The sequence below is a fragment of the Parasphingopyxis marina genome (assembly GCF_014237875.1).
Taxonomy (GTDB): domain Bacteria; phylum Pseudomonadota; class Alphaproteobacteria; order Sphingomonadales; family Sphingomonadaceae; genus Parasphingopyxis; species Parasphingopyxis marina.
Genome location: NZ_JACJVJ010000002.1, coordinates 67,890 through 91,906, shown reverse-complemented (window position 1 = coordinate 91,906; position 24,017 = coordinate 67,890). Strand labels below are relative to the sequence as shown.

Here is a 24,017-nt window from a genome sequence, read left to right as displayed (position 1 = left end):
AAGATACGAACTATGCCAAAAACGGCAGGATTGTCCATGATTTACTGAACACGGCCACCCAAATCGGGAGGCTGGATTTCGGGCTCCAGCCAATCGGTTCGGTCATGCGCTTCGAGCCAGTCCTGTACATCGCCGGGATTCTCGAACCGCTGCAGAAAATCTTCGCTATTGTTCTTCACGAGCGTCGTGTCGCCGCCAAGCGCCGGATCGACGCCGATAAATTCCCAGAGTTCGGCCGCGCCATCCGCGGTGCGCGCGCGCGCATAATCGATCTCCTTCCCGCCACGCTCGGCGATCAACCCGGACCAGAGCCGGTCATGATGCTCGCGGGCGCAGATGTGTTTTTCGAACTGGCCGGCATCGAAAGCGACCTTCGGCTGTTCTCGCGCCGCTATCGTGCGACGGTTATTCCAGCCCTTCTGGAGCGCGATCTGCGCCGAGGAATAGGTGGCAAGGTGATTGCGCCGGACGAGCGAGATGAGGCGAACGTCCGGATCCGCGAGCAGGCCCTGCGTAGCGGCCTTCGGCCCGTTGATATGCTGCTTGATACCCATCGCCTTGCAGGGCGGCGTGCCGGCGACGACGTCCGCCATGAACGCCGCGTATTTTTCATGGCGGTCCTCCCACACGTCCCATCCAGAAAGAGCGTCGCGAAGCGCGCGGGTCGGGGGGTGATCGGTGGCGAAAAATTCGCGCTTGCTGAACAGGGCGAGATAGCAGGTCACGTCCGGATGACTGCCGAGCTTCTCGACAACCATCGTCGATCCGGTGCGCGGCATGGAGAGGACGGCGAACCGGATCATCGGCGGCCGCACCGATACAGCAATTCCCGGATATTGGCGTTGGCGCGATAGGTTTCCATCGCCTCGACCTGCCAGCCCGCGCCTTCGAGCAGCTGCAGGAATTCGCGGTTGTCATAGGCGTTGATCCAGCCACGTTTCTCACGAAGCCCGGGATCGCCGCCTTCGCATGGATGGCAATAGCTGACGATCAGCCGCCGCGCCGTAGCGGCTGCAAGGGCGAGGACACCGGCCGGGCCCGACAGATATTCGATCAGGCCGAGCATTGCGGCAACGTCATAGTCGCCATTCGGAAAATCGCCGGTGTCGAGGTCCATCGCGATGACTTCATCGCTCCAACTACGCTGATCGAGCCCTTGATAGATGCAGCCCGGCGGTAGTTTCTCCTTGAGCGACAGCCGTGCTCCGCACCCGAGGTCGAGCACGTGCGATCCCGCGGCGATCCAGCGGGCGGCCATTCCAGCGCGATCGTCCCAGTCCGCGCGATAGGTGCCGGCGTCGAGCCAATGGTCCTTGGTCACCTTTGCGGAGGCTCGCGGTTCCAGACCGGGGATCGGCTCGAGGTCCCGGGCATAGATTTGCCATTGCTTCTGACAACGGACCTGGGTTTTCATCCACGGTTTGCGCGCTCCCACCCAGTGAAGCAGCGCAGCGTCGGGATCGATGTCGAATTGCGGTATGCTGTTCCAGCGGGCGGGCAAGGCGGCATAGCCCTGGAGGCTCGAGAAGTTGAGCGCGTCCTGATCGTGCAGGCCGAAGCGATGGACGAGATCGAGCGCGCAGTCGATCGTCCCGTTGGCCCGCAGCGTATCGAGCGACATTACAAGTACCCCCGCGTTGAACCCGGGTTGCCGAAGATCGATCTCGCGCGCCAGGCGCAGCCGCAGGGCGCGTGCCTCGTCGGCGGGCATGCCGGCGGCCCGGCGTTCGAGCATCTCGGCGATTCGCGCAACGTTGGGATTGGGCGTCGGCCGCGCGGCGAGGCCCGCAGGCCCCGGATCATGGTCGGCAAGCTCGCCGATATCGCCAAGCACGATGGTGTCGCAATCGATATATACGATTCGGTCGAGATCGGGGAGCGCGTCGACCAGGAACAGGCGGTCCATCGTCGAGATCGTGATCGCCTGCGACAATTCGACTTCGGCGCCTTCGAGCCGCTCGTCCATGGGGATGATCCGCGTCTCCACCGCATCGGCCGCGCACGACAACGGCGCGAGTTGGCGATCCTCCAGCTCGCGGACTAGCAGTACGAGCCGGATCGGACGCTGGCTGTTGGCACGGATCGAAGCGAGCACCGCCTGGGCGCGCGCCGCATAGGCCGCGTCGAAAGCCATGACGAGGGTCACCATGCCACCATCCGTCCCCGGCGCGACGCTCACCGGTTCGACGCAGCCGAGACGCGGTGGCGGTTCCTTGCCGAACAGCTCGGCCTTCGCTGCGACGGCGAGCGGCGCCGTCATGGCGCGCCACCGCTCATAGACGGTATCGGGTGTCTGTCCGGCAAGAATCTGCGTAAACATCTCGCGCAGCAGCTCGGTTATGCGATCCCGCAGCCCGAACCGGTCGTCGTCGGCGATCCCAACCAGCCCCTCGAAGCGGCGATCAGCGTCCTTGCCCGGCACGAAGCGGACCGGCGTGCCGAGCGCCTCGCAGGGAAGCAGGCAATGTAACCGGCCCGTTTCGACCATTTCGAGCCCGGCATAATGGTCGAGCCGGTCCACAGCCTTTTCAATACTTTCGGCAAAGGCCGCTGTGCGCAGGTCGGGATAGTGGTGGGTCAGTGTTTCCCAGCCCTGCCCCTCACCCGTCTTCTCTATATCGACCCGGCAGCGGCCGCAGCGTGGCTCGTCGGGATTGATCGCCGTGGCGAGCGTCATCGTTGGGCAGCCCGAAAGAAAGGCATCGATCCCCTGGTTCAGCAGCCAGCGCATCGTGTTCCTGTCGCGGCAGCCGATCGGCGCGTAGCGGCGCAGCCAATCGAGCAGAGGCTGGTCCAGGTCCGACGGACGCCACAGATGGAAGCCGAGGGGTATCGGGCACAGATTGTCAGGCGGCGGAAAGGCATCGTTCTTGCCGAACTGCCGGTGATAGAACCAGCCGTTATAGACGGCCCAGACCGGCCGCCCCGGAAAGCGCAAGGCGACCGATTGCGGCGCATCGCGATCGAAGATGGCGAGATAGGCATCGCCGGGCATCGCAACACGATCTTCCTCGGACCAGCTATCGGCGAGCCGGCGCAGCGAACGGTGAATCCGCTGCTGGTCGCAGACCAGCCTTGCCCCCCGGAAACGGGCGATGTGGCGCAGGATCGCGGCCGTCTGGATGAAGTCGCCGAGATTGGCGCTGGCGAAGGAAAGGTCGGGGCCCTTATAGTCGAACAGGCCGATGATCGGCATGTCGGCCTCAGGGCTTTGCTGCCAGCGCTTAACAAGCGCGCGATTGACGAGCCAGTCCCCTTCGCGCGGGTCGCCGGCGATCGCATCGAAATAAGCGGACATCCAGCGAAGGTCGCGGGTCGCGCGTTCACTCAACCCTTTTTCGGCCCGCGCCTGGTCAGCAGCCCGACGGGCCAGACGGGAGGCGCGGGCATAGTCTCCCGCGCGCCACGAAGCCTTCGCCCCCAAGACCGCGGTCTCGCGATCGAGAGCGCCCGCCCCTTCGATGCGATCGACATAAGCGATCACTGCGAGATAATCGTCAGACAACCACGCAATACGCGCCTGCGCGGCTGCGATTCTCGAATCCCCGGCAACGCCGCGCAGCGCCTCGCGCGCGAATTCGGGATTTCCGCCGCGAATACCCGCTTCGGCCAGCAACAGTGTCGATTCCACCGGATCCGGCTCGGCGAGTGCCTGTTCGATGAGTTCAACCGGGCGTCGCGCCATTCGAACTCCCTTTTGTGATCAGAACGACAAGCGATCCCGCTTATATGGATTGCCGCCCGATGAGAAAGGGCAAAGCGGGCGACAATCGTCGGTCAGCGCGTTTCCTCCTATCGCCGCCCAACCGATGATTATCCGTGGACCGATAGAACAAGGGTCCGCGGGGCCCGGCATCGCGGGATGGTCGGAGGCCATGCGGCGCTGGTCGCCCGAAGCCGGATCTTGAATGGTCGGGGAGACTGGATTCGAACCAGCGACCCTCTGCTCCCAAAGCAGATGCGCTACCAGGCTGCGCCACTCCCCGACATTTTCAACCCCTGAGACGGGGCCTTTCAGCGTAACTATACCACCGCGCTATCGCTCGGCGAGTTTTGCCCCCAAAATACGCCCCGCGTATTTTCCCGATAGGCAAAACTGGTGGGCCCGGCAGGACTCGAACCTGCAACCAAGCCGTTATGAGCGGCCGGCTCTACCATTGAGCTACAGGCCCCACCCGTTCGGCGGCATCGCCCTGCCAAAGCGCACCGGCCAACGCAAGCGCCTATTCGGCAAGGCGGACAGCGTCGGCAGCGGCAACGATCTCCGCGGCGCGCGCGGCGGTCACGCCGCGGCGGGCGAAAAGATCGAAAACGCCATCCCACCAGGCGTAAAAGGCCTTCAGATCGGCGGCGTCGCGGACATAGGGCGTGTGCCCCGGCACCACCGAGGGCGAATGATAGGACAGGCTGAAGACTGCGAGGCCGTCGTCGAGCAATCGCTCGATCGCCTCGAGCGCCTGCGGCAGCGGATAATCTTCAGGCGTCAGCGCAATCCGCTGGATCATGCCCGTCCGCGCCATGATCGTACGCCACAGGCTGATCCGATCACCGAGCGGGAACAGTCGCTCGCCCCATTGCCGCAAGGTACCGATAAAGGTGGCGGTCAGGGGCAGCTCCAACAGCGTACGCCCGGGGCCGCCCCAAAAGGCCTGGGTCTCGAAGCCGGAAAAATCCGGGCCGCCCTGCGCGCCATAGTCGAACAGTGCGCGGACCGAAGCATCCATCCGATAGCCTTCGGCTTCCAGCAGCGCCGCCGTCTGCTTGCCGATGCCGTAGCGCCCGGCGCGATAGAGGGTCGGCCGCACGCCGATCCGTTCCCCGATCCGCGCGGTAAGCCGCTGGAGCTTCGCGCGTTGCAAATCGACCGGAAGATTGCCGGTGAAGCTGTTATAGGCCGTGACCGCCTCGTCGAACGGCGGGTTGACCCAGGGATGGAGCTGGGTGCCGATCTCGCAGCCGTCCCGCGCGTGCATTTCGGCGAGAATCGCCGCGGAGCGATCGTCGTCGACCGTCGGCCAGTCGCACATATAAATGGGGAGCGCGCCGGCCTCGCGAAAGAAACGCTGCGCCGCGGGCAGTTCTTCCATCGCCGTGACGGCGGTGTTTTCGCGCCGCAGCGGCTTTTCCCAGTCGAATTGCTCTTCGGTATCGACGAAAATCGCGAAACGTTTGCCGAAATCGCGGGGCAGACGGGCATGGGCGCGGGCATCGGGCGGACGATCTATCCGCCCCATTCGCCTTTCTTCCCCGGAATAGGCGTCCTCGACGTCCGGCTTGTCGCTGTTATCGGCCCCGCTCACCGGGCAAGGCGCTAGCATCTTTTGCCGGCAGGTGCAGGACAAATTTCTGCGGTGCGATATCGAGGCTGCCTTGCGCTTCCTGCGCGATATTGCGGACGAGCCGCAACGCGAAGCCCAGCCCCAGCGCCGGCGCATCGGGCCAGTCGCCCTCGGGCGAAAAGCCGGGATCGAGAAGTTCGGCCTCGTCCTTGCCCGCCAGCATCGCCGGCCGGGAAAAGGCGATGGCCGCCGTGTCCGGCGCAGCGCCGCGCATGCAGAATACCGTGATCACTTCTCCCGACGCCGCCAGGCCGACCGTCGCCGAAAGCAGCCGCTCGATCATCCGTTCGGTCGCGATCGGATCGGCGGCGAGTGGCGGCAGCCCCTTTTCGATGCGGATCGTCAGCTCTACGCCGCGCGCCTCCGCCTGACCCAGATAATTGTCGTGCAGCCGCTTGAGGATCTCCGCGACATCCACCTGCTGGGGCACCAGCGCGAGCTGGTCGCTCTCGGTGCGCGCGGCGGTATCGATATCCTCGACGGATCGGAGCAGGCCCGCCGCTTCCCGGCCGATCGCCATCGCGCGTTCGCGATAGGCGGCCGAGACCGGACCCAGCAACTGGCCCTCGATCATCTCGGAAAAGCCGATAATCGCGTTGAGCGGGGTGCGCAGTTCATGGATCAGCTGGCGCAGGGAATCGGGCTGGAGGCTCGATCCGAAAAGCCCAGCGGGCGGGGCTGGCGGCGGCGCGGCCTCCTCGTCGCGGCGCGGCCGCCTGGCCATGCCGCGATAGCCCTCGAACCGGCCATCGGCGTCGCCGAAAAAGGGTACCGCCGAAATCCGCCAGGCGCCGGCCGCAGGCCCCTCCCCCGCCACCATCAGCCGGGCGTCGCGAAACGGCGCGCGGCCGCGAAAGGCGCCGGCCGCATGGCCATCGACCCCGAAATCGAGCGCATCGGCGCTGAACGCGATGGTCTGGCCGACGATGGGCCCGCGCGGCGCGCCATCGATCCAGCGGATGACGCCGTCCGGCCCGGTTTCGAAACGGAATTCGGTGCAGGCCCCGGATTCCCCGGCTTCGGGCTCGGGCGGCGGCCGGTTGCGGCGATACGCCTCGATCCGTTCGACGAGATTGCGAATCTGCCGGAAATCCTGCGCGATCGAACCCTGATCGGGAAGTTCCGGAACGATCGCAGCTTCTTCGAGCTCGAGAATCTCCCCGGCCGCATCCGCCTCCACCGCGGCATCGGCGGGTTTATCGAGAATCATGTCCGCGGCGCCGAAGCGATCGAGCGCGGCGCGGACCTCCTCGTCGAGATCGGAGCGATGCCGCATCAACGCCCGCGAACTGGGCCGCATCCGGGGCAGGATATCGAGCCAATCCCCGGTATCGAGCTGCGCGCCGGACAGCAGGGGCTGCGCGATATCGGGCTTTTCCTCGGCGAAATGGGCAACCAGCCAGGCCGGCACGAACCGGCCGGAGAGCGAGCGCGCCGTTTCCAGCTTGATCGCGTCGGGTACGTCGCGCTGCCACTCGTCGAGCAGCGCAAAGGCCGGGATATGGTCGGGATTGGCGGCGACATCCTCTCGCTGGGCGAGCACATCGACCAGCTGGCGCCACTGCGATATCCGTGCGGCAGGGGTATCGCGCGGCTGCGCCAGTACCGTTGCCAGCATATCGTCGAATCGCATCGTCGCCCTTCACTCACGAATCCGCGCGAGGACCGCGCAAACCCCTGATTTTTCGATAGACCGAGGAAATGGTTAACGGAAGCCGACTATTCCATCCGTACGGTATTGGGACAATTGCTTTTCCAAGACATATAATTATAACCAAGGCTGGTTTTGTGAAGGATTAGACTATGAAGACGTCTTCGCCCGCTCTGGACGATATCGACCGGTTGATTCTTTCCACGTTGCAGGACGAGGGAAGAATTACCAATGTCGAGCTTGCCCGGCGCGCGGGATTGACGGCTCCGCCCTGCCTGAGGCGGGTGCGCGCGCTCGAGGAAGCGGGCGCGATAGAGAGCTATCATGCCAAGCTCAACCCCCGGGCGTTGGGCTATGGCATCACCGTTTTCGCCATGGTCAGCCTCAAGAGCCAGGCCGAAGACGATCTGCGATCCTTCGAACAGCATATCACCACGCTCTCGCTTGTCCGCGAATGCCATATGCTGAACGGCGAAATCGATTTCATCCTGAAAATCGTCGCCCGCGATCTCCAGCATTTCCAGGATTTTCTGACCTCAAGCCTGACGACCATCCCGAACGTCGAAAGCGTAAAGACCTCGCTGACGATCCGGACGTCGAAAGCGCTGCCCGGCGTGCCGGTCGACTAGCTGGCCGGATCTGCCGGTGCCGCCACGGGAGCAGCGGCCGGTGCCGGACGCGTATCGACATAAGCCCGCCAGAGCCGCGCCACCGAAGCCCGGGGCCCGGTGACCAGATCCAGCGCCGCCCGCGCGCCTTGCGCATCGCCGCTCATCGCAAGAGCGATGCCGAGCCGCAGATTGGCGAGTTCGGCATCCACCGACCCTTTTTCGAGCGCCGTGCGATAGAGCGGCGCGGCGCCGTCATAGCCGCCGAGCGACAGGTAATCATTGGCAGCGGCCATCGCGTTTTCGCCGGTCGCGGCACTCGCGGCCGCCTGGGCGCGCGCCGGCAATCCGTTGCGCAATGCCTCTGCGGCCCGCGTCGTTCCGCGATCGAGCGTCGCAATTTCCGAATTGCCGCCGTCAAGGATGTTGGCCGCCCGCCCCGCCTGGACGATGCGCTCGATCTCGGACGGAAGCCCGACGGCATGGGCGGCCCGCGCATAATCGCGATAGTCGAACTCACCGGTCAGCGCGCCGGCCGCAGCCTGCAAGCGCCACAGATCCATGATCGACCCCGGATCGGCGGCATAGGCGGCGCGGTGCTCGATCGCCACGTCGCGCCAGTTGCGCCGGGTCGGATAGGCCGCGACCATCATCTGGCCGAGCTGGAGCACGCGCGGCTGCTGGCCGGTTTGCTGGGCGAAATGGATCGCCCGGCGATACCAGTCGGCGGGCGTCGCGATCCCGGCAGTCTGATGGATGGCAAGCGCGCGATCGAACATCGCCAGTGCGCCGGCATTGTCGCTGCGATCGCTGAGCAGGCTCGACATCGCGATGAAGATCCGCGGATTGCTGGTGCCGCGGTCGATCGCGGCCTGCAGGTCGGCGCGCGCCGCTTCCACATTCTGCAGATGATAGGAAATCCGCGCGCGATGATAATAGAGATCGGCCGCCTGGTCGGCGGGGAGCAGCGGGCTCGCCAGCAGCGCGTTGATCGCCGCCACCTGGGCGGCGGTGTTGAAGGTGCGGTTGGCGATATCGAGTTGCAGCCGCGCGATCACGAAGCGATCGCTGTCGGTGCGGATCTGGGCGGCCGCCTGGTTCAGCGCGGCGGAGGCGGCCGGAAAATTGCCCGCCCCAATTGCCGTCTGTGCCTGTTGCGCCGCTTCGCGGATATCCCGGGTCAGCTGGAAACTCGATACATCCTGCGCCGCCACCGGCGGTGCAAGGGCCAGCGCCGCGACGGCACAGGCAAGGGAAGACAACCCCTTCGCTTTACTCAACATCCTCGCCCTCATTCCCGTTTACGCGACATTCTCCTGCCGCATAAAGACATAGGGGCGGCGAAACCATATCGCCGCCCCCAGAACCGCTTCCATCTGCCTTACTCAGCGGGCTCTTCGGCGCTAGCGGGAGCCGACGCGGCCGTACGCTGGTCGATAAGCTGCAACCAGAAGGCCGCATGGCCGGCACGATCGCCGGTTACCGCTTCGAAGGCCTGCCGGGCTTCGTCCATCCGGCCCAGATTGAACAGCACGTTGCCGCGGTGCAGATTGACCGTGCCGGCATCGACCCCGCCCTTTTCCGCCGCGACGGCATAGAGTTCGAGCGCTTTCTCGTTCTGGCCGTAGGAAGCGAAGGCGTCGCCCGTGTTGAGCGCGATCCGGCCATTGGCCGCGCTGCGCGCCTGGGCTTCGGATTCGCCGAGGCTCGAGCGATCGGCCGGAATATCGGCGTCGAGTTCGCTGGCGATCGTCGGATTGGCCGGGATCGCGTTGCCGGCAACCGCGGCATCATAGACAGTCTTGGCTTCGTTCGGCAGACCGCGGCGCGCCGCGATCTGGATATATTCGTTGACGCTGGCGGCATCGAAAGCATTGGCGGCGCGCATCAGGCGCAGCGCATCCAGATTGCCGGCATCGTCGAACTCGCCGACGGTCTGGAAAACGCGGATAACCTCGTTCCAGTTGGTCGCGCTCGGCTGTTCCTTCACATATTCGGTGCCGAATTCGATCGTCCGCGCCATGTCGCGCGTTTCAAAGGCGAACCGGAACGGCACGCTTAGCCAGGACGAATCGATCGCGCCGCCATCGGCCCGGGCGACACGGAAAGCATCGCGGGCATGCTGATATCCGGCAGGGTGATCGCCGGCGTTGAAGCTGGCCAGCGCGACCTGGATATGCGCATCGGCATTGTTGGGATCATAGTGCAGCGAGTTGCGAAAGCCTTGCAGCGCAGTAGCGGAATCGCCGGCGGCATTGGCAGCGCTTGCCACGACCTGCCAATAGATGCCGCGGCGATCCAGCGTCACGCGGTCGCTGTCGAGCGAAAGGCGAAGCCCGCGCGCCTGGGTGGCGGTCACCTGCGCGGCATCCATGCCCTGTTCCTGCATCTTGGCGGCCAGCGATACGAAGAGCTGCCCGACGATGAAGCGCTCGTCGTCATTCTGGATCAGGTCCTGTGCCTGTTCCAGCTCGCCCCGCACGGCGGCGATATCGACCGGCGCACCTTCGGCGTTCATCGCCGCCTGGGCGCTGCCGATCAGCCCGCGAAGCTCGTCGCCAAGCTCGCCCTGATCGAATTCAGCCACCACATCGCTGGGCTGGTAGGCGGCGGCCGGAACGGCTGCGCCAAAAGCCAGAGCGGCGGCCATGGTGAAAAGCGAAACCCGTTTCATAAAATTCATTCTCCTAAATCTTCTTTTGCGCGCCCAACGGCGCAGAACCGGTTTGAAGCCCTGCTACTAACGGACGGCGTCCAGAACAAGTTGCGATGGATGGGTTTTTCATAGCGCCCGGGCGCTGAACGCACCTTGAACCGTCGGTTTTGCCGTTGAAAGCCGCTTTTGACGTGCCCGGTGAGAGAGGCTAACGGGGCGCCCATGCTAGCCGTTATATCTCCCGCAAAATCGCTCGATTTCGAAAGCGAAACCCCTTCGATTCCCGCGACAGACGCGCGTTTCCCGGTGGAAACCGATCGCCTCGTCTCGGCCGCGTCGAACCTCAGCAAGAAGAAGCTGAAGGCGATCATGCCGGTTTCCGACAAGCTGATCGACCTCAATCACGGCCGGTACCAGAATTTCTGGACGCAGCCGGAACGCCACGCGATCTACGCCTTCAACGGCGACGTCTATACCGGTTTCGAAGCGAAGAGCCTGGGCGAAGAAGCGATCCGATTCGCGCAAGATCACCTGCGCATCCTTTCGGGGCTCTACGGTCTGCTGCGGCCGCTGGACCGGATGCGGCCCTATCGGCTGGAAATGGGCACCCGCTGGGCGCCGCGGTACAAGAAGCTCACCGATTTCTGGGGCGACAAGATCGCGGCCCTGCTGAGCGAGGATCTTGGCCGGGAAGGATCGGACACGGTCATCAACCTCGCCAGCAACGAATATTGGGCGGCGGTCGACGGCGCGAAGCCGATCGCCGGAAAGCGCGTCATCGCCGTCGATTTCCGCGAGCACGGCCCGGACGGCCTGCGCTTCAACAGCTTCGAGGCCAAGCGCGCTCGCGGCCTGATGGCCCGCTATCTGTGCGAACACCGGATCGACGATCCCGAGGCGCTCAAAGCCTTCGATTCGGACGGCTATCGCTACGTTTCGGGCGACTCCGAAGAGAACCGCTGGCGGTTCGTCCGCGGCTAGCCTCGCACTGCCGTAAAGTCCGGTTTTTCAACAATTTTCCAATGTGGATAAGTGCCCCCTGAAATTGGCCTTTCGGGTGCCTATTTGCTAGTCTCGAAGCCCAGAAAACACAGCAGAAAGTACCGCCTTGAGCGACGACGAAACCATTCTCGCCGGCCCGTCGGACATCAGTCCGGTCAACATCGTCGACGAGATGAAAACCAGCTATCTCGACTATGCGATGAGCGTCATCGTCAGCCGCGCCCTGCCCGATGTGCGCGACGGCCTGAAGCCCGTCCACCGGCGGATTCTCTACGCCTGCGACGAAGGCGGTTTCGTCGCGGGCCGCCCCTACCGCAAATCGGCGAAGATCGTCGGCGACGTGATGGGCAACTATCACCCCCATGGCGACAGCGCGATCTACGATGCGCTCGCGCGGATGACGCAGGATTGGTCGCTGCGCGTGCCGCTGATGGACGGCCAGGGCAATTTCGGCTCGATGGACCCCGATCCCCCGGCCTCGATGCGCTATACCGAGGCGCGGCTCGCCAAGGTCGCGATGACGCTGCTCGACGATCTCGACAAGGACACCGTCGATTTCACCCCGAACTATGATAGCTCGCGCGAAGAGCCTCAGGTCCTGCCCGCGCGCTTTCCCAATTTGCTGGTCAACGGCGCCGGCGGCATCGCCGTCGGCATGGCGACCAACATCCCTCCGCACAATCTGGGCGAGGTCCTGAATGCCTGCCGCGCCTTCATCGACAATCCCGCGATCACCAATGAAGAGCTGATCGAGATCGTCCCCGCCCCCGATTTCCCGACCGGGGCCCTGATCCTCGGGCGTTCGGGCGCGCGTTCGGCCTATCAGACCGGTCGCGGCTCGATCATCATGCGCTCGCGCCACGTGATCGAGGAAAAGCGTGACCGCGTCGCCATCGTGCTTACCGAGACGCCCTTCCAGGTCGGCAAGTCCGGGCTGGTCGAGAAGATCGCCGAAGCCGCCAAGGACGAGCGGATCGAGGGCGTTTCCGACATTCGCGACGAATCCAACCGCGAAGGCGTGCGCGTCGTCATCGAACTCAAGAAGAACGCCTCGCCCGACGTCGTGCTGAACCAGCTCTGGCGGCACACGCCCGCCCAATCCAGCTTCCCGGCGAACATGCTGGCGATCCGCGGCGGCCGCCCCGAAACCTTGATGTTGCGGGATATTATCGAGGCCTTCGTCAAATTCCGCGAAGAAGTCATCACCCGGCGCGCGAAATTCCTGCTGTTCAAGGCCCGGGAGCGCGCGCACATCTTGCTTGGCCTCGTCGTCGCGGTCACCAATATGGACGAGGTCGTCCGCATCATCCGCGGATCGGCCAACCCGGCGGAAGCCCGCGCATCCCTGCTCGCCCGCGAATGGCCGATCAGCGAGATCCGCTCCTATATCCAGCTCGTCGAAGCCGTCGAAACGGCGATCGAAGGCGATGTTTACCGGCTCTCCGAAGCCCAGGTGAAGGCGATCCTCGACCTGCGTCTCCACCGCCTCACCGCGCTCGGCCGGGACGAAATCGGCGACGAACTCAAGGAACTGGCGGTCACCATCGCCGAGCTGCTCGAAATCCTCGGCGACCGGGCCAAGCTCTACCAGGTGATGCGCGAGGAATTCGACGAGATTTACGAGCAATATGTCACACCGCGGCGCTCGGAGATCACCCAGGGCGATTTCGATATCGAGGACGAGGACCTGATCGCCCGCGAGGAGATGGTCGTTACCGTCACCCATGCAGGCTATATCAAGCGCACGCCGCTCGATACCTTCCGGGCCCAGCGGCGCGGCGGCAAGGGGCGCGGCGGCATGGCGATGAAGGACGAAGACGTCGTCACCCGCCTGTTCGTCACCTCCACCCACACGCCGGTCCTGTTCTTCTCCAACAAAGGGCAGGTCTACCGGATGAAGGTGTGGAAGCTGCCCGAAGGCGGCCCGGCGACGCGCGGCCGACCGATGCAGAACCTGCTGCCGCTGGCCGAGGACGAATATATCCGCACCGTCCTTCCCCTCCCCGAGGACGAGGAGGAATGGCACAAGCTCCACGTCATGTTCGCGACCGCGCAAGGCAATGTCCGCCGCAACTCGATGGACTCGTTCGAGAATATTCCGTCCAACGGCAAGATCGCGATGCGCTTCGCAGACGGCAGCGACGACAAGCTGGTCGGCGTGGCCCTGCTCGAAGAGAGCGACGACGTGCTGCTCGCCACCCGCAACGGCAAGGCGATTCGTTTTGCCGCAACCGATGTCCGCGCCTTCCAGAGCCGCACCGCGACGGGTGTGCGCGGGGTTACGCTCAAAAAGGATGACGAGGTCATTTCGCTCTCGATCATGGGCGCCGCCGACACCAGCATCGAGGAGCGCGACGCCTATCTGCGCGCCGCGCCGTGGAAGGAAAATGAGAACGATCCGGAACTTTCCGGGGATCGCATGGCCGAAATGGAGGCGGTCGAGGAATTCATCCTTACCGTTTGCGCCAACGGCTATGGCAAGCGTTCGAGTTCCTACGAGTATCGCCAGACCAAACGCGGCGGCCAAGGCGTTTCGAACATCGACAATATCAAGCGCAACGGCAAGGTCGTGGCCAGCTTCCCGGCGAGCAACGAAAGCCAGGTGATGATCATCACCGACCAGGGCAAGCTCATCCGCATGGCCGTTTCCGATACCCGCGTCATGGGCCGCAGCACGGCGGGCGTCCGCCTGCTCGACGTCGCCAAGGACGAAAAGGTCGTCGGCGTCGCCCTGATCGACGAAGAGGAAGAGCCGGAAGATGCCGCGGAAGAGGCCGTGGCCGCGGAGATCGCCGAGAATGTGGAGCCGCCGGCCGCCGATCCGGACGAATGAGCGCCGCCGCCTTCAAGATCCTGACCGGCCCGGAATGGGCGGCGTTCGAACGCGACGGCGTGTTCCGCGGCGCGCCGATCGATCTCAAGGACGGGTTTATCCACCTGTCCACGGCGGAGCAGCTCGAGGAAACTCTGGCCCTGCATTTTGCGGATCAAACCGGGCTGGTCATCGCCGAAATCGATCCGGCGCCTTTCGGCGATGCGCTGCGCTGGGAAGCCTCGCGCGGCGGGCAGCTGTTTCCGCATCTCTATGCCGATCTCCCGCTGAGCGCCGTAAAGGTCCATAGCCGGCGCGATTGACGCGGCGTTATCCGGGGCGCAGCATCCCATCATGGCATTGACCATCACTCCATCGGAACAAGCCTGCGGGGCCACCGTTACCGGCGTCGATCTGGCGCAGCCATTGTCCGACGATCTCGTCGCCGAAATCCGCGCGGCCTGGCTGGACCATCATGTCCTCGCCTTTCCCGGGCAAAAGCTCACCGACGACGATCTCGAACGCTTCACGCTCGCCTTCGGCCCATTCGGCGAAGACCCGTTTATTGCGCCGATCCCGGGCCGCGAGCATATCATCGCCGTCAAGCGGGAGGCGGACGAGACCGCGCCTTTGTTCGCCGAAAACTGGCATACCGACTGGAGTTTCCAGGACCAACCGCCCGCGGGCACCTGCCTTTACGGGATCACCATTCCGCCTGCTGGCGGCGATACGCTCTATGCGAACCAGCACGCGGCGCTCGACGCGATGCCGGCCGAACTGCGCGCGAAAATCGAGAGTCGGCAAGCGATCCATTCGGCGAAGAACGCCTATGCGCCGACCGGCTCCTATGGCGATGCCGACCAGCGAACCGATCGCTCGATGGATATCCGTCCGTCCGAAGAGGCCGAAGCGACCCGGCTTCACCCGATCATCCGTCGGCATCCCGAAACCGGCCGCGAAGGGCTTTACAGCTGTCTCGGCTATATCGTCGGGATCGAAGATATGGCGCAGGAAGAGGCCCTGCCGCTGCTGATGGAGCTCCATCAATGGCAGACGCGGGACGCATTCGTCTATCGCCACCGCTGGGAGCAGGGCATGCTGGCGATGTGGGACAACCGCTCCGTGCTCCACCGCGCAACCGGCGGCTATGAAGGCCATGCCCGGCTGCTCCACCGCACCACGATCGGCGCATATCCCGCCTAGACGAGCTCGGGTTCCTCGATCGGCGGCGGCACCGCGCCGCGCAGCCGATCCTCTTCGAGCGTACGAACGACGCCGATAGCGATCATCGCCTGCCCCGTGAAATAGAGCGGCCAGATCAGCAGGCCCGGTATCATCGAACCGGCAAGCGGCCCCATCCGCGCGAAGATCAGCAGGTCCGATATCACGAACAACATCGCGCCAAGCCCGGTCCAGTAGCGCGGGAAGCGGCTGATCCAGGCCGTCGCGGCCATGAAAGCGAGCGGCGTGGCATAGATGGCGATATCGATGGCGATGCGCCGATCCGCCGGCAAGGCCCAGCCGAGCCAGATGACGATCGGCACGAGCAACAGCGCCAGCAGCTTCTGGCTGAAGCTCATCGCAAAGCGCCGATTGCGCGAATAGAGAAACACCGCGACGACATGGCCGGCCATGAAGAATACGCCGCCCGCATTGGCGCCCGCAAGATCCAGCGCCACATCTCCCGCCGCGCCGAGCGCCAGCACCACGCCGATCAACCACCCATCGAAATTCCGCGCCTGAAGGAACGCCCAGATCGCGAGCAGCCCGACGCCAAGCCCCTTCCAGGCAATGATCGCGGGCGCGGAAGGATCGGTCATCCGGCTCACCACCCAATAGGAAAGCCCCGCGAGCAGCGCGAGGACGAACAGCGCGCCGATCAGCGTTCCGGATTTCGAAGTGGCGGTCTCGTTCATGCTGTCCTACAGGCCCCCTCTTGCGCTATGGCCGCTTGGCGCGATCTTGGTGGCGCGGTTTGCGCGCAACCCTATTTCAAATGCCGGACATTTGTCTTCACAGACGGTCCGCAACCTTCGTTACCTTGAGCTATGACAGATTACCAAATCCATATCATCGGCGGCGGACTTGCGGGTTCGGAGGCGGCCTGGCAGCTCGCCGAGCAGGGCGTGAAGGTGCGCCTTTCGGAGATGCGCGGGGCACCCGAGGAAAAAGGCGGCGAGATGACGCCCGCGCACCAGACCGACGGGCTGGCCGAGCTTGTCTGTTCGAACAGTTTCCGCTCCGACGATGCCGAACGCAATGCCGTGGGCCTGCTCCACCGGGAAATGCGCGATCTCGGCTCGCTGATCATGGCTATGGGCGACAAGCACAAGGTTCCGGCCGGATCGGCGCTGGCGGTCGACCGCGACGGTTTCAGCGAGAGCGTGACGCGGGCGTTGGCGGAACATCCCAATATCGAACTGACTCGCGAACGGATCGACGCGCTGCCCTCCGAAGGCCCCACCATCGTAGCGACCGGGCCGCTGACCGCGATGAGCCTCGCGAAAAGTATCGGCGCGGCGACCGAAGCCGATGCGCTCGCCTTTTTCGATGCCATCGCGCCCATCGTCCATGTCGAGAGCATCGACATGGATATCTGCTGGAAGGCCTCGCGCTGGGGGAAATCCAACGACGAAGGCGGCGATGGCGACGATTATATCAACTGCCCGATGACCGAAAAACAATATCTCGCCTTCCACCAAGGGCTGATCCACGGCGAGAAGACGAGCTTCAAGGAATGGGAAAAAGACACGCCCTATTTCGACGGCTGCATGCCGATCGAGATAATGGCCGAACGCGGGCTCGATACGCTGCGCTACGGCCCGATGAAGCCGGTCGGGCTGGACAATCCGCATAGCGCCACGCCCGAACATCCCGAGGGGCGCTGGCCGCACGCCGTCGTTCAGCTGCGCCAGGACAATGCGCTCGGAACGCTCTGGAACATGGTCGGCTTCCAGACCAAGCTGAAACATGGCGCGCAGGTCGAGCTGTTCCGGACGATTCCGGGGCTGGAAAAGGCCGAATTCGCGCGGCTGGGCGGGCTGCACCGCAACACCTTCATCAATGCGCCGAAGCTGCTCGATAGCGAGCTGCGGCTCAAAACCGCGCCGCATATCCGCTTTGCCGGACAGATTACGGGCTGCGAGGGCTATGTCGAAAGCTCGGCGGTCGGGCTCATCGCCGGGCGGATGGCGGCGGCGGAACTGCGCGGCGAGATGCTGCCCCCCCTCCCGGCCGAAACCGCCTTCGGGGCGCTGATCGGCCATATCACCGGCGGTGCGGACGCCGATTCCTATCAGCCGATGAACGTCAATTTCGGGCTGTTCCCGCCGCTCGACGAAAAGGTCCATAAGAAGCAGCGCAAGGAAGCGATGACCGGCCGGGCGCGCGAAGCGATGCGCGGCTGGCTCCGGGCCATCGGCGAGGAAATTCGCGACGCGGCCTAGTCGGCGGCCAGCCCCGCTTCGGCGAGCAGGATCGTCAGTCCGCGCACGGTGCACGGCACCACGCTTTCGTCGTCGACCCAATATTCGCCAAGCGAATGCGCGCCGTCTCCCGATCCGCAGCGGCTGATCGTGATCGCCGGAATGCCCATCGAGATCGGGATGTTCGCATCGGTGGAGGAGGCTGCGGTATCCGCTTCCAGCCCCGAAGCGCGCAGCGCCGCCAGCGCCCGCTGGACGAGCGGCATCGAGACGTCGCCCTGCCCCGCGGGGCGCAAACCGATGGGTTCGATCTCGACCGTCAGCCGGTCGCCTTCGCCCATCGCGTCGTTCTCGGCCGCGAGCCCTGCCTGCATCGCGGCCTGGAACGCTTCGTCGAGCAGCGCGAGCCGCTCGGGATCGCCGGACCGCATATCGACTTCCATCCAGCTTTCGAACGGGATCGAGTTGACCGACGTCCCGCCGCCGGTACGCCCGATATTGAAGCTGGAGCGGTTCCCCTCGAGCGTGATCGGCCGCGCGGCTTCGGCGAACAGCGTCACCGCGCGGGCCGCCGCATGGTGCGGATTGGGATCGCCAAAATCACCCCAGCTATGACCGCCGGGGCCGTGGAACGTCACGCGGTAGCGGTTGGAGCCAATCGCGCCCGTCACGAGCCGGGTTTCGTCGCCGCCGTCGATCGCGATCATCGCGTCGGGATGGTCGGCGCCCTCGCGGAACAGGTGGCGGACGCCGCGCAGATCGCCCAGCCCCTCCTCGCCGACATTGCCGACGAGTATGAGGTCGGCCTCGGTCTCGATATCAGCCGCCGCGATCGCCGAGGCGAGCTCCAGCAGCATGACCGCGCCCCGCGTATTGTCGCCGATGCCGGGCGCCGCATAGCGGTTGCCCTCGATCGTCACGGTCACGTCGGTTTCCGCCGGGAAGACGGTATCGATATGCGCGACCATCGCCACGGCGCGATCGCCGGAGCGGCCCGGCCGAACCGCTACGACATTCCCGACTTCGTCGATGGAAACCTCGCCAAAGCCGGTCGCCCGCATCATTTCCGCATAGGCGGCGGCGCGGGTTTCCTCGGCAAAGGGCGGTGCGGGAATCTCGGTCAGCGTGACGAGATCTTCGAGCCGCGCGGCGTGCTGGGCGCCGATATGGTCGGCGGCCACGGTGAAGGCGGGCGCAGCCCGGATCGCGGCGATCTCGGCATCATAGGTTGCCGGTTCCTGCGCGAAAATGGCGGTCGGAGCGAGCGGAAGCGCCATCGCGAGGGCGCCGGTAAGGACTGTCTTGTTCATGCGCCGAGTTAGGGGCGTCGCGCGCGCCGCGTCAACCAAAGACCATCAGCAATTGCAGCGCGTTCGGCTGCTGGCGGAGCGCCGCTGGCGTGTCGTCGCGAACTCGGCCGGTGTCAGCGCGCCCGACCCGTCCGAATCGGCGCCGGCAAACCGTTCGCTGGTTCGCACCGCCCATTCCTCGAAAGTAAGGTAATTGTCGCCATTGGAATCGAGATCGCGAAAGGCATCGGTACGGCTCGCCATCATCTCGGCACGGGTAATCATGGTGTCGCGGTTGCGGTCGTAGCGGTAGAACCGCCGCTGCTCCCGGGTCAGCTCGGTGGCCTCCGGCGGCGGCGGACCGATCCGGCCCGGATCGCCCGCGGCCATCGGATCGTAGCGCGGCGCTTCGGGCGGAGGCGGCGCGGGCGGCGGCGGCGCTTCCTGCTGCGCCACGCCCTGCCAGACGAAGATCCCCGCCAGCATCAGCAGCATCGCCGAGATCACCCCTGCAATATAGCGGCCCATCCCCTGCCTCCTTGCCGATATTCTACGCGCCGCGGGTGCCACGGCAATATGCGGATAAAAAAATCGTGAAGCCGGCATTTACCATAGTTGCGAGGTACTAATTTACGCGCATCGACGAAAATAGACGGGCGACCGTGACAGCTCGTTGTCGACGCTCGTGGAGACGTTCAGAAAAAATGGACAGAAAAGGGGGGCGCAGCGTGCTGCGTTCGTTGGATCGCCAGCCGGGCGTACTCGTTCGGCTGCGAAAAAACTCGTCCGGCAACACGTTGGCGATGGCGGGGGCCGCGCTCGTTCCGATTGCCGGGATTATCGGATCCGGACTCGATCTGAGCCGCGCCTATATGGCGCAAGCCAAGATGCAGAACGCCTGCGATTCCGCGGCCCTCGCGGCGCGGCGCACAATGGCCGGCAACAACTGGACATCGAACGCGGAAGATGAAGGCGAACGCTTTTTCGACTTCAATTTCCCGTCCGATACGATGCGGGCCCAGAACATGGTGCGCACCGTATCTCAGAATATCAGCGACCCGACCCAGGTAAGGGTTTCGGCGAGCGCCGACATTCCGACGACAGTGATGTCGCTATTCGGGCGGGAAACCATTCCGATCGCCGTCTCGTGCACGGCCGACGAAGATTACGGCAATAACGACATCATGGTCGTGCTCGACGTCACCGGATCGATGAACGATTGCCCGGGCGGCGGCAATTGCAACGGCAATTCCAATTCCAAGATCGCCCGGCTCCGCACCGGCGCCGTCGGCCTGTATCGCGCGCTTCAGGGCGCCAGCAACACCCGTACCCGATACGGGTTCATGCCCTATTCGGTCACCGTCAATGTCGCGCGGGATCTCAACACCGGCTGGGTGCGCAACCCCGCGTCGTACCAGCAGTGCCAGAGCTACAATAACAACGGGTCGTGCCGAACCTCGAGCCTGGTTTCGGTGAACCACAGCAATTCCTGGATCACCAACACCTGGCGCGGCGGCGGCAGCTATACGAGCCAGACCGGCAATGGCTGTGTCGAGGAACGCGCCAGCATCGGCCAGAGCGGTTCGCCGGTCCGCATCCTGACCAGCGTAAGCCAGGCGGACGTCGACACCGTATCGACATCCACGACCGCCTATAAATGGACGCCCTATGATACGAGCGCGGTAACCGCCGAAAGCGGCACGGCCTGCCCTCGCCCCGCCCGCCCGCTTGCGCAATATTCAAGCGAGAGCAGCTATTCGTCGATGGTGAACACCGTCACGCAAGGCGTGGGCGGCAACACCTATCACGATACCGGTATTCTATGGGCCACGCGCTATCTGTCGCGGACCGGCATGTTCGCATCGAACAATCCGGAAGAATATAACGGCGTGCCGGTCACCCGGCATATCGTGTTCCTCACGGACGGTCTCATGCAGCCGAGCTCGACGGTCTATTCCGCCTTCGGGGTCGACAGCTTCGACAACCGGCTTCAGGGATCGGGATCGTTGACCAACCGGCATATCGCGCATTTCCAGTCGGCCTGTAACCGGGCGAAATCGATGGGAATTACCATCTGGGTGATTGCGCTCGATGTCACCGATACCAGCGCGATCGAACCTTGCGCCACGAGCTCAGGCCATTTCTACGTCAGTAACGGCAGCGATCTCGAACAGATATTCACCCAGATCGGACAGGGCATCGGCCGGTTGCGGCTGACGCGCTAGACGATCGCGTCACCGAAGACAGTATCGGCTTACCGGTTCGCCCTACCGGCCGGTAAGCCGGTGCCAGGCCATCCGCGCGACACGGCCGGGCGATCCTTGGCGGCGACGCGTTTCTCCGGCCAGCGCATCGCGGCGCGCCAGAACCGTCAGCGCGCCCAGCGGCCGCAGTGCGCGCGGCCAGCGCGATTTGTCGGGAAAGACGGCTGCGGCGCTCGCCCGCGCCTCGGCCGCCACCCCGCTATCGGTGATACGGTAAGCAAGGTCGGTTAACGCCCAGCCCTGCCCCTCTTCCTCGAGGCCCGCCCAGTCGGTGACGCCCAGGATTGTCGCCGAGAGCGAAAACAGCCGGCCACCGCGTTCCCGGGCGAAGCGCGCCAGTTCCGCCGCTTCGATCGGTTGCTGGAGCAGCGCATGCCAGCCCTCTGCCATCGCCCCCCATTCGGCGCCGGAGATCCCGGTTTCGCGCAGGGCCGTCACCGCCGCCTCGACAAGGGGTTCGGCGCGCGCGCTTGGCGGCGCTTCCGTTAGGGCATCGCGCCACCACAGCAACCGCATCTCGCCGATCGCGGCTTCGGTCGTGCCCGCCACGATTGCGCCGAATCGCTCGTCGACCGTCCAGAGCGCGCGCAGATGGGGCCGCGCTTGCCGTTCCGCATAGCTCAATGCCAGTTCGCGTTCGGGATCGGCCAAACAATCTGTCATGCGCGCCTCTCCTAAACTCACCGCCGCTTATGGCAAACGCGATGTTAACCTTGTCCCGAGAGGACTGTTTAACAGCGCTTGGTCATAAACCACTCGAATCTGGGTCGGAATTACCTGCAGGGGGTAGGGGAACACAATGCGAGACTGGGAAAAATACGGAGAATCCCGCGGAGTCGCACACAAAGGCTCCTTCCTTTCACGGCTGCGCAAAAACACGCAGGGCAACACGCTGGCCATGGCCGGCGCGGCTCTCGTGCCGATTGCGGGCATCATCGGATCGGGCCTCGATATCAGCCGCGGCTATCTGGCGCAGGCCAAGCTTCAGAACGCTTGCGACGCCGCTGCGCTTGCCGCGCGGCGCACGATGTCCGGCAACAGCTGGACGACCGACGCCCGCACCGAAGGCGAACGCTTCTTCGATTTCAACTTCCCATCCGACACGATGAGCGCGGAAAACCTCACGCGCACCGTTGCCCAGAGCTCTACCGATTCCTCCAGGGTCACCGTGACGGCCAGCGCCGACATTCCGACGACCGTCATGAGCCTGTTCGGCAATGACGAAATAGAGATCAGCGTCTCCTGCGACGCCGACCAGGATTATGGCAACAACGATATCATGGTCGTGCTCGACGTCACCGGTTCGATGAACAACCGGCCGAGCGGATCGGGATACCCGACCAAGATCGATCGCCTTCGTTCCGGAGCGATCGGCCTTTATCGGGCTCTTGAAGGCGCCACCAACACGCGCACGCGGATGGGCTTCATGCCCTATTCGATGACCGTCAATGTCGGTCGCGATCTTCGCAACCAAGACATCCTCGATACGACCTATTATTGGCAGGAACGCCGCGTTTGTACGCGTTACCGGTCCAACGGATCTTGCCGCGAATATGGCAATGTGTACGACCTTTGGGACGTTCCCTTGTCCGACACCAGCTGGTCGAGCATTTCCTCGTGGCGCAACAGCAGCGATGCTTGCATCGAAGAGCGGCCGACTATCGGCAATCCGGATCATGAGATCGAAATCGAACAGTCGGTCAGCCGGGCCGATATCGACGCGATTGCCGCGAACAGCAGCGACAGGGCCCTGCAATGGGGCCGTTATGTTCCCTCGGAAGTCGAGGATGACGACGGCGACAATGTAGGCACCTATGCCTGTCCCGCCCGCGCCAGCCGCCTGCGGACATATTCGAGTGAAACCGCCTATCAAAGCGCCATCGACGCCGCCACGTCTCGCGTGGGCGGCAACACCTATCACGATATCGGTTTGATGTGGGCCGCCCGCTACCTCTCGTCGACGGGCATGTTCGCCGCGGACAATCCGGAAGAATTCAACAATGTGCCGGTTTCCAAGCATATCGTTTATCTCACGGATGGACTGCTTCAGGTTAGCACGAGCGGCTATTCCGCCTATGGCTATGAGCGCGAGCGCCGTCGTCTGCAGGGCAGTCAGTCGCAGAACCAACGCCATGTGAATCACTTCCTGGCGTCGTGTAACCGGGCAAAATCGATGGGTATGACGATCTGGGTCATCGCCCTGGATGTCGCCGACACCAGCGACATCGAGCCGTGCGCGACCAGTTCCGGCCATTTCTATATCAGCGACGGCAATGACCTCGAAGAGGTGTTCGCCCAGATCGGCGCCGGTATCGGCCGCCTGAGGCTGACCCAATGAGCCGGCTCCGCTCGCTCCGCCATCGCCTGTCGCGCGAAACGCGCGGCATGGCGATCGTCGAATTCGGCTTCGTCGTGGTGCCGCTGATGATCGTGCTGCTCGGCGCGTTCGATCTCGGTTACCAGCAATATGTGAAGTCGCAGCTCCAAGGCGTGCTCGATCGCGTTGCGCGTACGGCTTCGGTCGAGAACCCTTCGTTCAGCGAAGACGGCGATACCGTTGAAGAGCAGATCGAGAATGCGGTCCGGGAGCGCGTCAATCGCATCGCCCGCAGCGCGACCTACGATATCCAGCAAACCAATTACTATCAGTTTTCCGGCGTCGGCCGCTCGGAGAAACTCGTCACCGACAACGATGGCGACGGTACGTTCGACTATGACGACGGCGATTGCTGGGAAGACCTCAACGCCAATGGCAGCTTCGACGAAAACGCCGGTCGCACGGGCCAGGGCGGCGCCGACGACGTCGTCTTCTACGAGGTGACCGTGACGATGCCGCGCATCGTTCCCGTGATGTCGCTGATCGGGGTTCCGGACGAATATAATATCATTGCGCGCACGGCTATTCGAAACCAGCCCTTCGCCGACCAGGCCGTTCCGCCGGTCGAATGCGGCGTAGTCCCCTAGAAAAAGG

General features: G+C 64.2%; 19 protein-coding genes and 2 tRNA genes. 9 read left to right on the top strand and 12 right to left on the bottom strand.

The annotated features are described in order from the left end of the window. Positions 1-41: 41 nt before the first annotated feature. From H6P80_RS09170 to H6P80_RS09145, 6 genes are all read right to left on the bottom strand, one after another. The gene (locus H6P80_RS09170; RefSeq protein WP_185801104.1) at positions 42-803 is read right to left on the bottom strand and encodes a hypothetical protein; all 762 of its coding nucleotides are present in this window, start codon (positions 801-803) and stop codon (positions 42-44) included. Continuing rightward, entirely contained in the window at positions 800-3,685 is a 2,886-nt protein-coding gene (locus H6P80_RS09165) for a glycosyltransferase (RefSeq protein ID WP_185801103.1), read from the bottom strand. Before H6P80_RS09165 ends, H6P80_RS09170 begins: the two co-directional genes overlap by 4 nt. Positions 3,686-3,909: 224 nt before the next feature. After that, positions 3,910-3,986: transfer RNA gene (locus H6P80_RS09160), tRNA-Pro, on the bottom strand. Positions 3,987-4,097: 111 nt separating this feature from the next. Continuing rightward, positions 4,098-4,172, bottom strand: a tRNA-Ile gene (locus tag H6P80_RS09155). Between the two features lie 51 nt (positions 4,173-4,223). Continuing rightward, positions 4,224-5,300, bottom strand: a complete 1,077-nt coding sequence (locus H6P80_RS09150) for a polysaccharide deacetylase family protein (protein WP_328804974.1) — start codon at positions 5,298-5,300, stop codon at positions 4,224-4,226. Further along, positions 5,284-6,972, bottom strand: a complete 1,689-nt coding sequence (locus H6P80_RS09145; RefSeq protein WP_185801102.1) for a sensor histidine kinase — start codon at positions 6,970-6,972, stop codon at positions 5,284-5,286. The genes H6P80_RS09150 and H6P80_RS09145 overlap by 17 nt, the downstream gene beginning before the upstream one ends. Before the next feature lie 170 nt (positions 6,973-7,142). Between H6P80_RS09145 and H6P80_RS09140 the strand changes: the two genes are divergently transcribed. After that, entirely contained in the window at positions 7,143-7,619 is a 477-nt protein-coding gene (locus tag H6P80_RS09140; RefSeq protein WP_185801101.1) for an Lrp/AsnC family transcriptional regulator, read from the top strand. Here H6P80_RS09140 and H6P80_RS09135 read toward each other — a convergent pair. Further along, positions 7,616-8,881, bottom strand: coding sequence for a tetratricopeptide repeat protein (locus tag H6P80_RS09135; protein WP_185801100.1), 1,266 nt, complete (start codon positions 8,879-8,881; stop codon positions 7,616-7,618). The genes H6P80_RS09140 and H6P80_RS09135 overlap by 4 nt on opposite strands. A 98-nt stretch (positions 8,882-8,979) precedes the next feature. Beyond that, positions 8,980-10,272 carry a hypothetical protein gene (locus H6P80_RS09130; protein ID WP_185801099.1) on the bottom strand — a complete coding sequence of 431 codons (1,293 nt, stop codon included), beginning with the start codon at positions 10,270-10,272 and terminating at the stop codon, positions 8,980-8,982. Positions 10,273-10,476: 204 nt separating this feature from the next. Between H6P80_RS09130 and H6P80_RS09125 the strand changes: the two genes are divergently transcribed. The 4 genes from H6P80_RS09125 to H6P80_RS09110 all read left to right on the top strand — a co-directional run bounded on the left by H6P80_RS09125 (position 10,477) and on the right by H6P80_RS09110 (position 15,271). Further along, entirely contained in the window at positions 10,477-11,235 is a 759-nt protein-coding gene (locus H6P80_RS09125) for a YaaA family protein (RefSeq protein WP_185801098.1), read from the top strand. A 127-nt stretch (positions 11,236-11,362) separates the two neighbouring features. Continuing rightward, positions 11,363-14,089 carry a DNA gyrase subunit A gene (gene gyrA, locus H6P80_RS09120; protein ID WP_185801097.1) on the top strand — a complete coding sequence of 909 codons (2,727 nt, stop codon included), beginning with the start codon at positions 11,363-11,365 and terminating at the stop codon, positions 14,087-14,089. Then, a complete protein-coding gene (locus H6P80_RS09115) occupies positions 14,086-14,391 on the top strand; it encodes a DUF952 domain-containing protein (RefSeq protein WP_185801096.1) in 306 nt (101 codons plus the stop codon). Before gyrA ends, H6P80_RS09115 begins: the two co-directional genes overlap by 4 nt. Positions 14,392-14,422: 31 nt before the next feature. Continuing rightward, positions 14,423-15,271: a TauD/TfdA dioxygenase family protein gene (locus H6P80_RS09110; RefSeq protein WP_185801095.1), complete on the top strand. Its 849-nt coding sequence runs from the start codon at positions 14,423-14,425 to the stop codon at positions 15,269-15,271. Here the strand turns inward: H6P80_RS09110 and H6P80_RS09105 are convergent. Further along, positions 15,268-15,984, bottom strand: coding sequence for a lysoplasmalogenase (locus H6P80_RS09105; protein WP_185801094.1), 717 nt, complete (start codon positions 15,982-15,984; stop codon positions 15,268-15,270). The two genes, H6P80_RS09110 and H6P80_RS09105, sit on opposite strands and share 4 nt — an antisense overlap. A 132-nt stretch (positions 15,985-16,116) precedes the next feature. On the opposite strand from H6P80_RS09105, the gene trmFO reads away from it, so the two are divergent. Further along, positions 16,117-17,514: a methylenetetrahydrofolate--tRNA-(uracil(54)-C(5))-methyltransferase (FADH(2)-oxidizing) TrmFO gene (trmFO, locus tag H6P80_RS09100; protein ID WP_185801093.1), complete on the top strand. Its 1,398-nt coding sequence runs from the start codon at positions 16,117-16,119 to the stop codon at positions 17,512-17,514. Here the strand turns inward: trmFO and H6P80_RS09095 are convergent. Both H6P80_RS09095 and H6P80_RS09090 read right to left on the bottom strand, forming a co-directional pair. Next, on the bottom strand, positions 17,511-18,803 hold the full coding sequence (locus tag H6P80_RS09095) for a M20/M25/M40 family metallo-hydrolase (protein WP_185801092.1): 1,293 nt from the start codon (positions 18,801-18,803) through the stop codon (positions 17,511-17,513). The genes trmFO and H6P80_RS09095 overlap by 4 nt on opposite strands. A 45-nt stretch (positions 18,804-18,848) precedes the next feature. Then, positions 18,849-19,310 carry an EF-hand domain-containing protein gene (locus H6P80_RS09090; protein ID WP_185801091.1) on the bottom strand — a complete coding sequence of 154 codons (462 nt, stop codon included), beginning with the start codon at positions 19,308-19,310 and terminating at the stop codon, positions 18,849-18,851. A gap of 200 nt (positions 19,311-19,510) precedes the next feature. Here H6P80_RS09090 and H6P80_RS09085 point away from each other — a divergent pair, with 200 nt between their 5' ends. After that, positions 19,511-21,007: a TadE/TadG family type IV pilus assembly protein gene (locus tag H6P80_RS09085; protein ID WP_185801090.1), complete on the top strand. Its 1,497-nt coding sequence runs from the start codon at positions 19,511-19,513 to the stop codon at positions 21,005-21,007. A gap of 42 nt (positions 21,008-21,049) precedes the next feature. Here the strand turns inward: H6P80_RS09085 and H6P80_RS09080 are convergent, their stop codons facing one another. After that, positions 21,050-21,709 carry a squalene/phytoene synthase family protein gene (locus H6P80_RS09080; RefSeq protein ID WP_185801089.1) on the bottom strand — a complete coding sequence of 220 codons (660 nt, stop codon included), beginning with the start codon at positions 21,707-21,709 and terminating at the stop codon, positions 21,050-21,052. A gap of 136 nt (positions 21,710-21,845) precedes the next feature. Between H6P80_RS09080 and H6P80_RS09075 the strand changes: the two genes are divergently transcribed. Then, the gene (locus H6P80_RS09075; RefSeq protein WP_221892983.1) at positions 21,846-23,384 is read left to right on the top strand and encodes a TadE/TadG family type IV pilus assembly protein; all 1,539 of its coding nucleotides are present in this window, start codon (positions 21,846-21,848) and stop codon (positions 23,382-23,384) included. Then, a complete protein-coding gene (locus H6P80_RS09070) occupies positions 23,381-24,010 on the top strand; it encodes a TadE/TadG family type IV pilus assembly protein (RefSeq protein ID WP_185801087.1) in 630 nt (209 codons plus the stop codon). Before H6P80_RS09075 ends, H6P80_RS09070 begins: the two co-directional genes overlap by 4 nt. Positions 24,011-24,017: the final 7 nt, after the last annotated feature.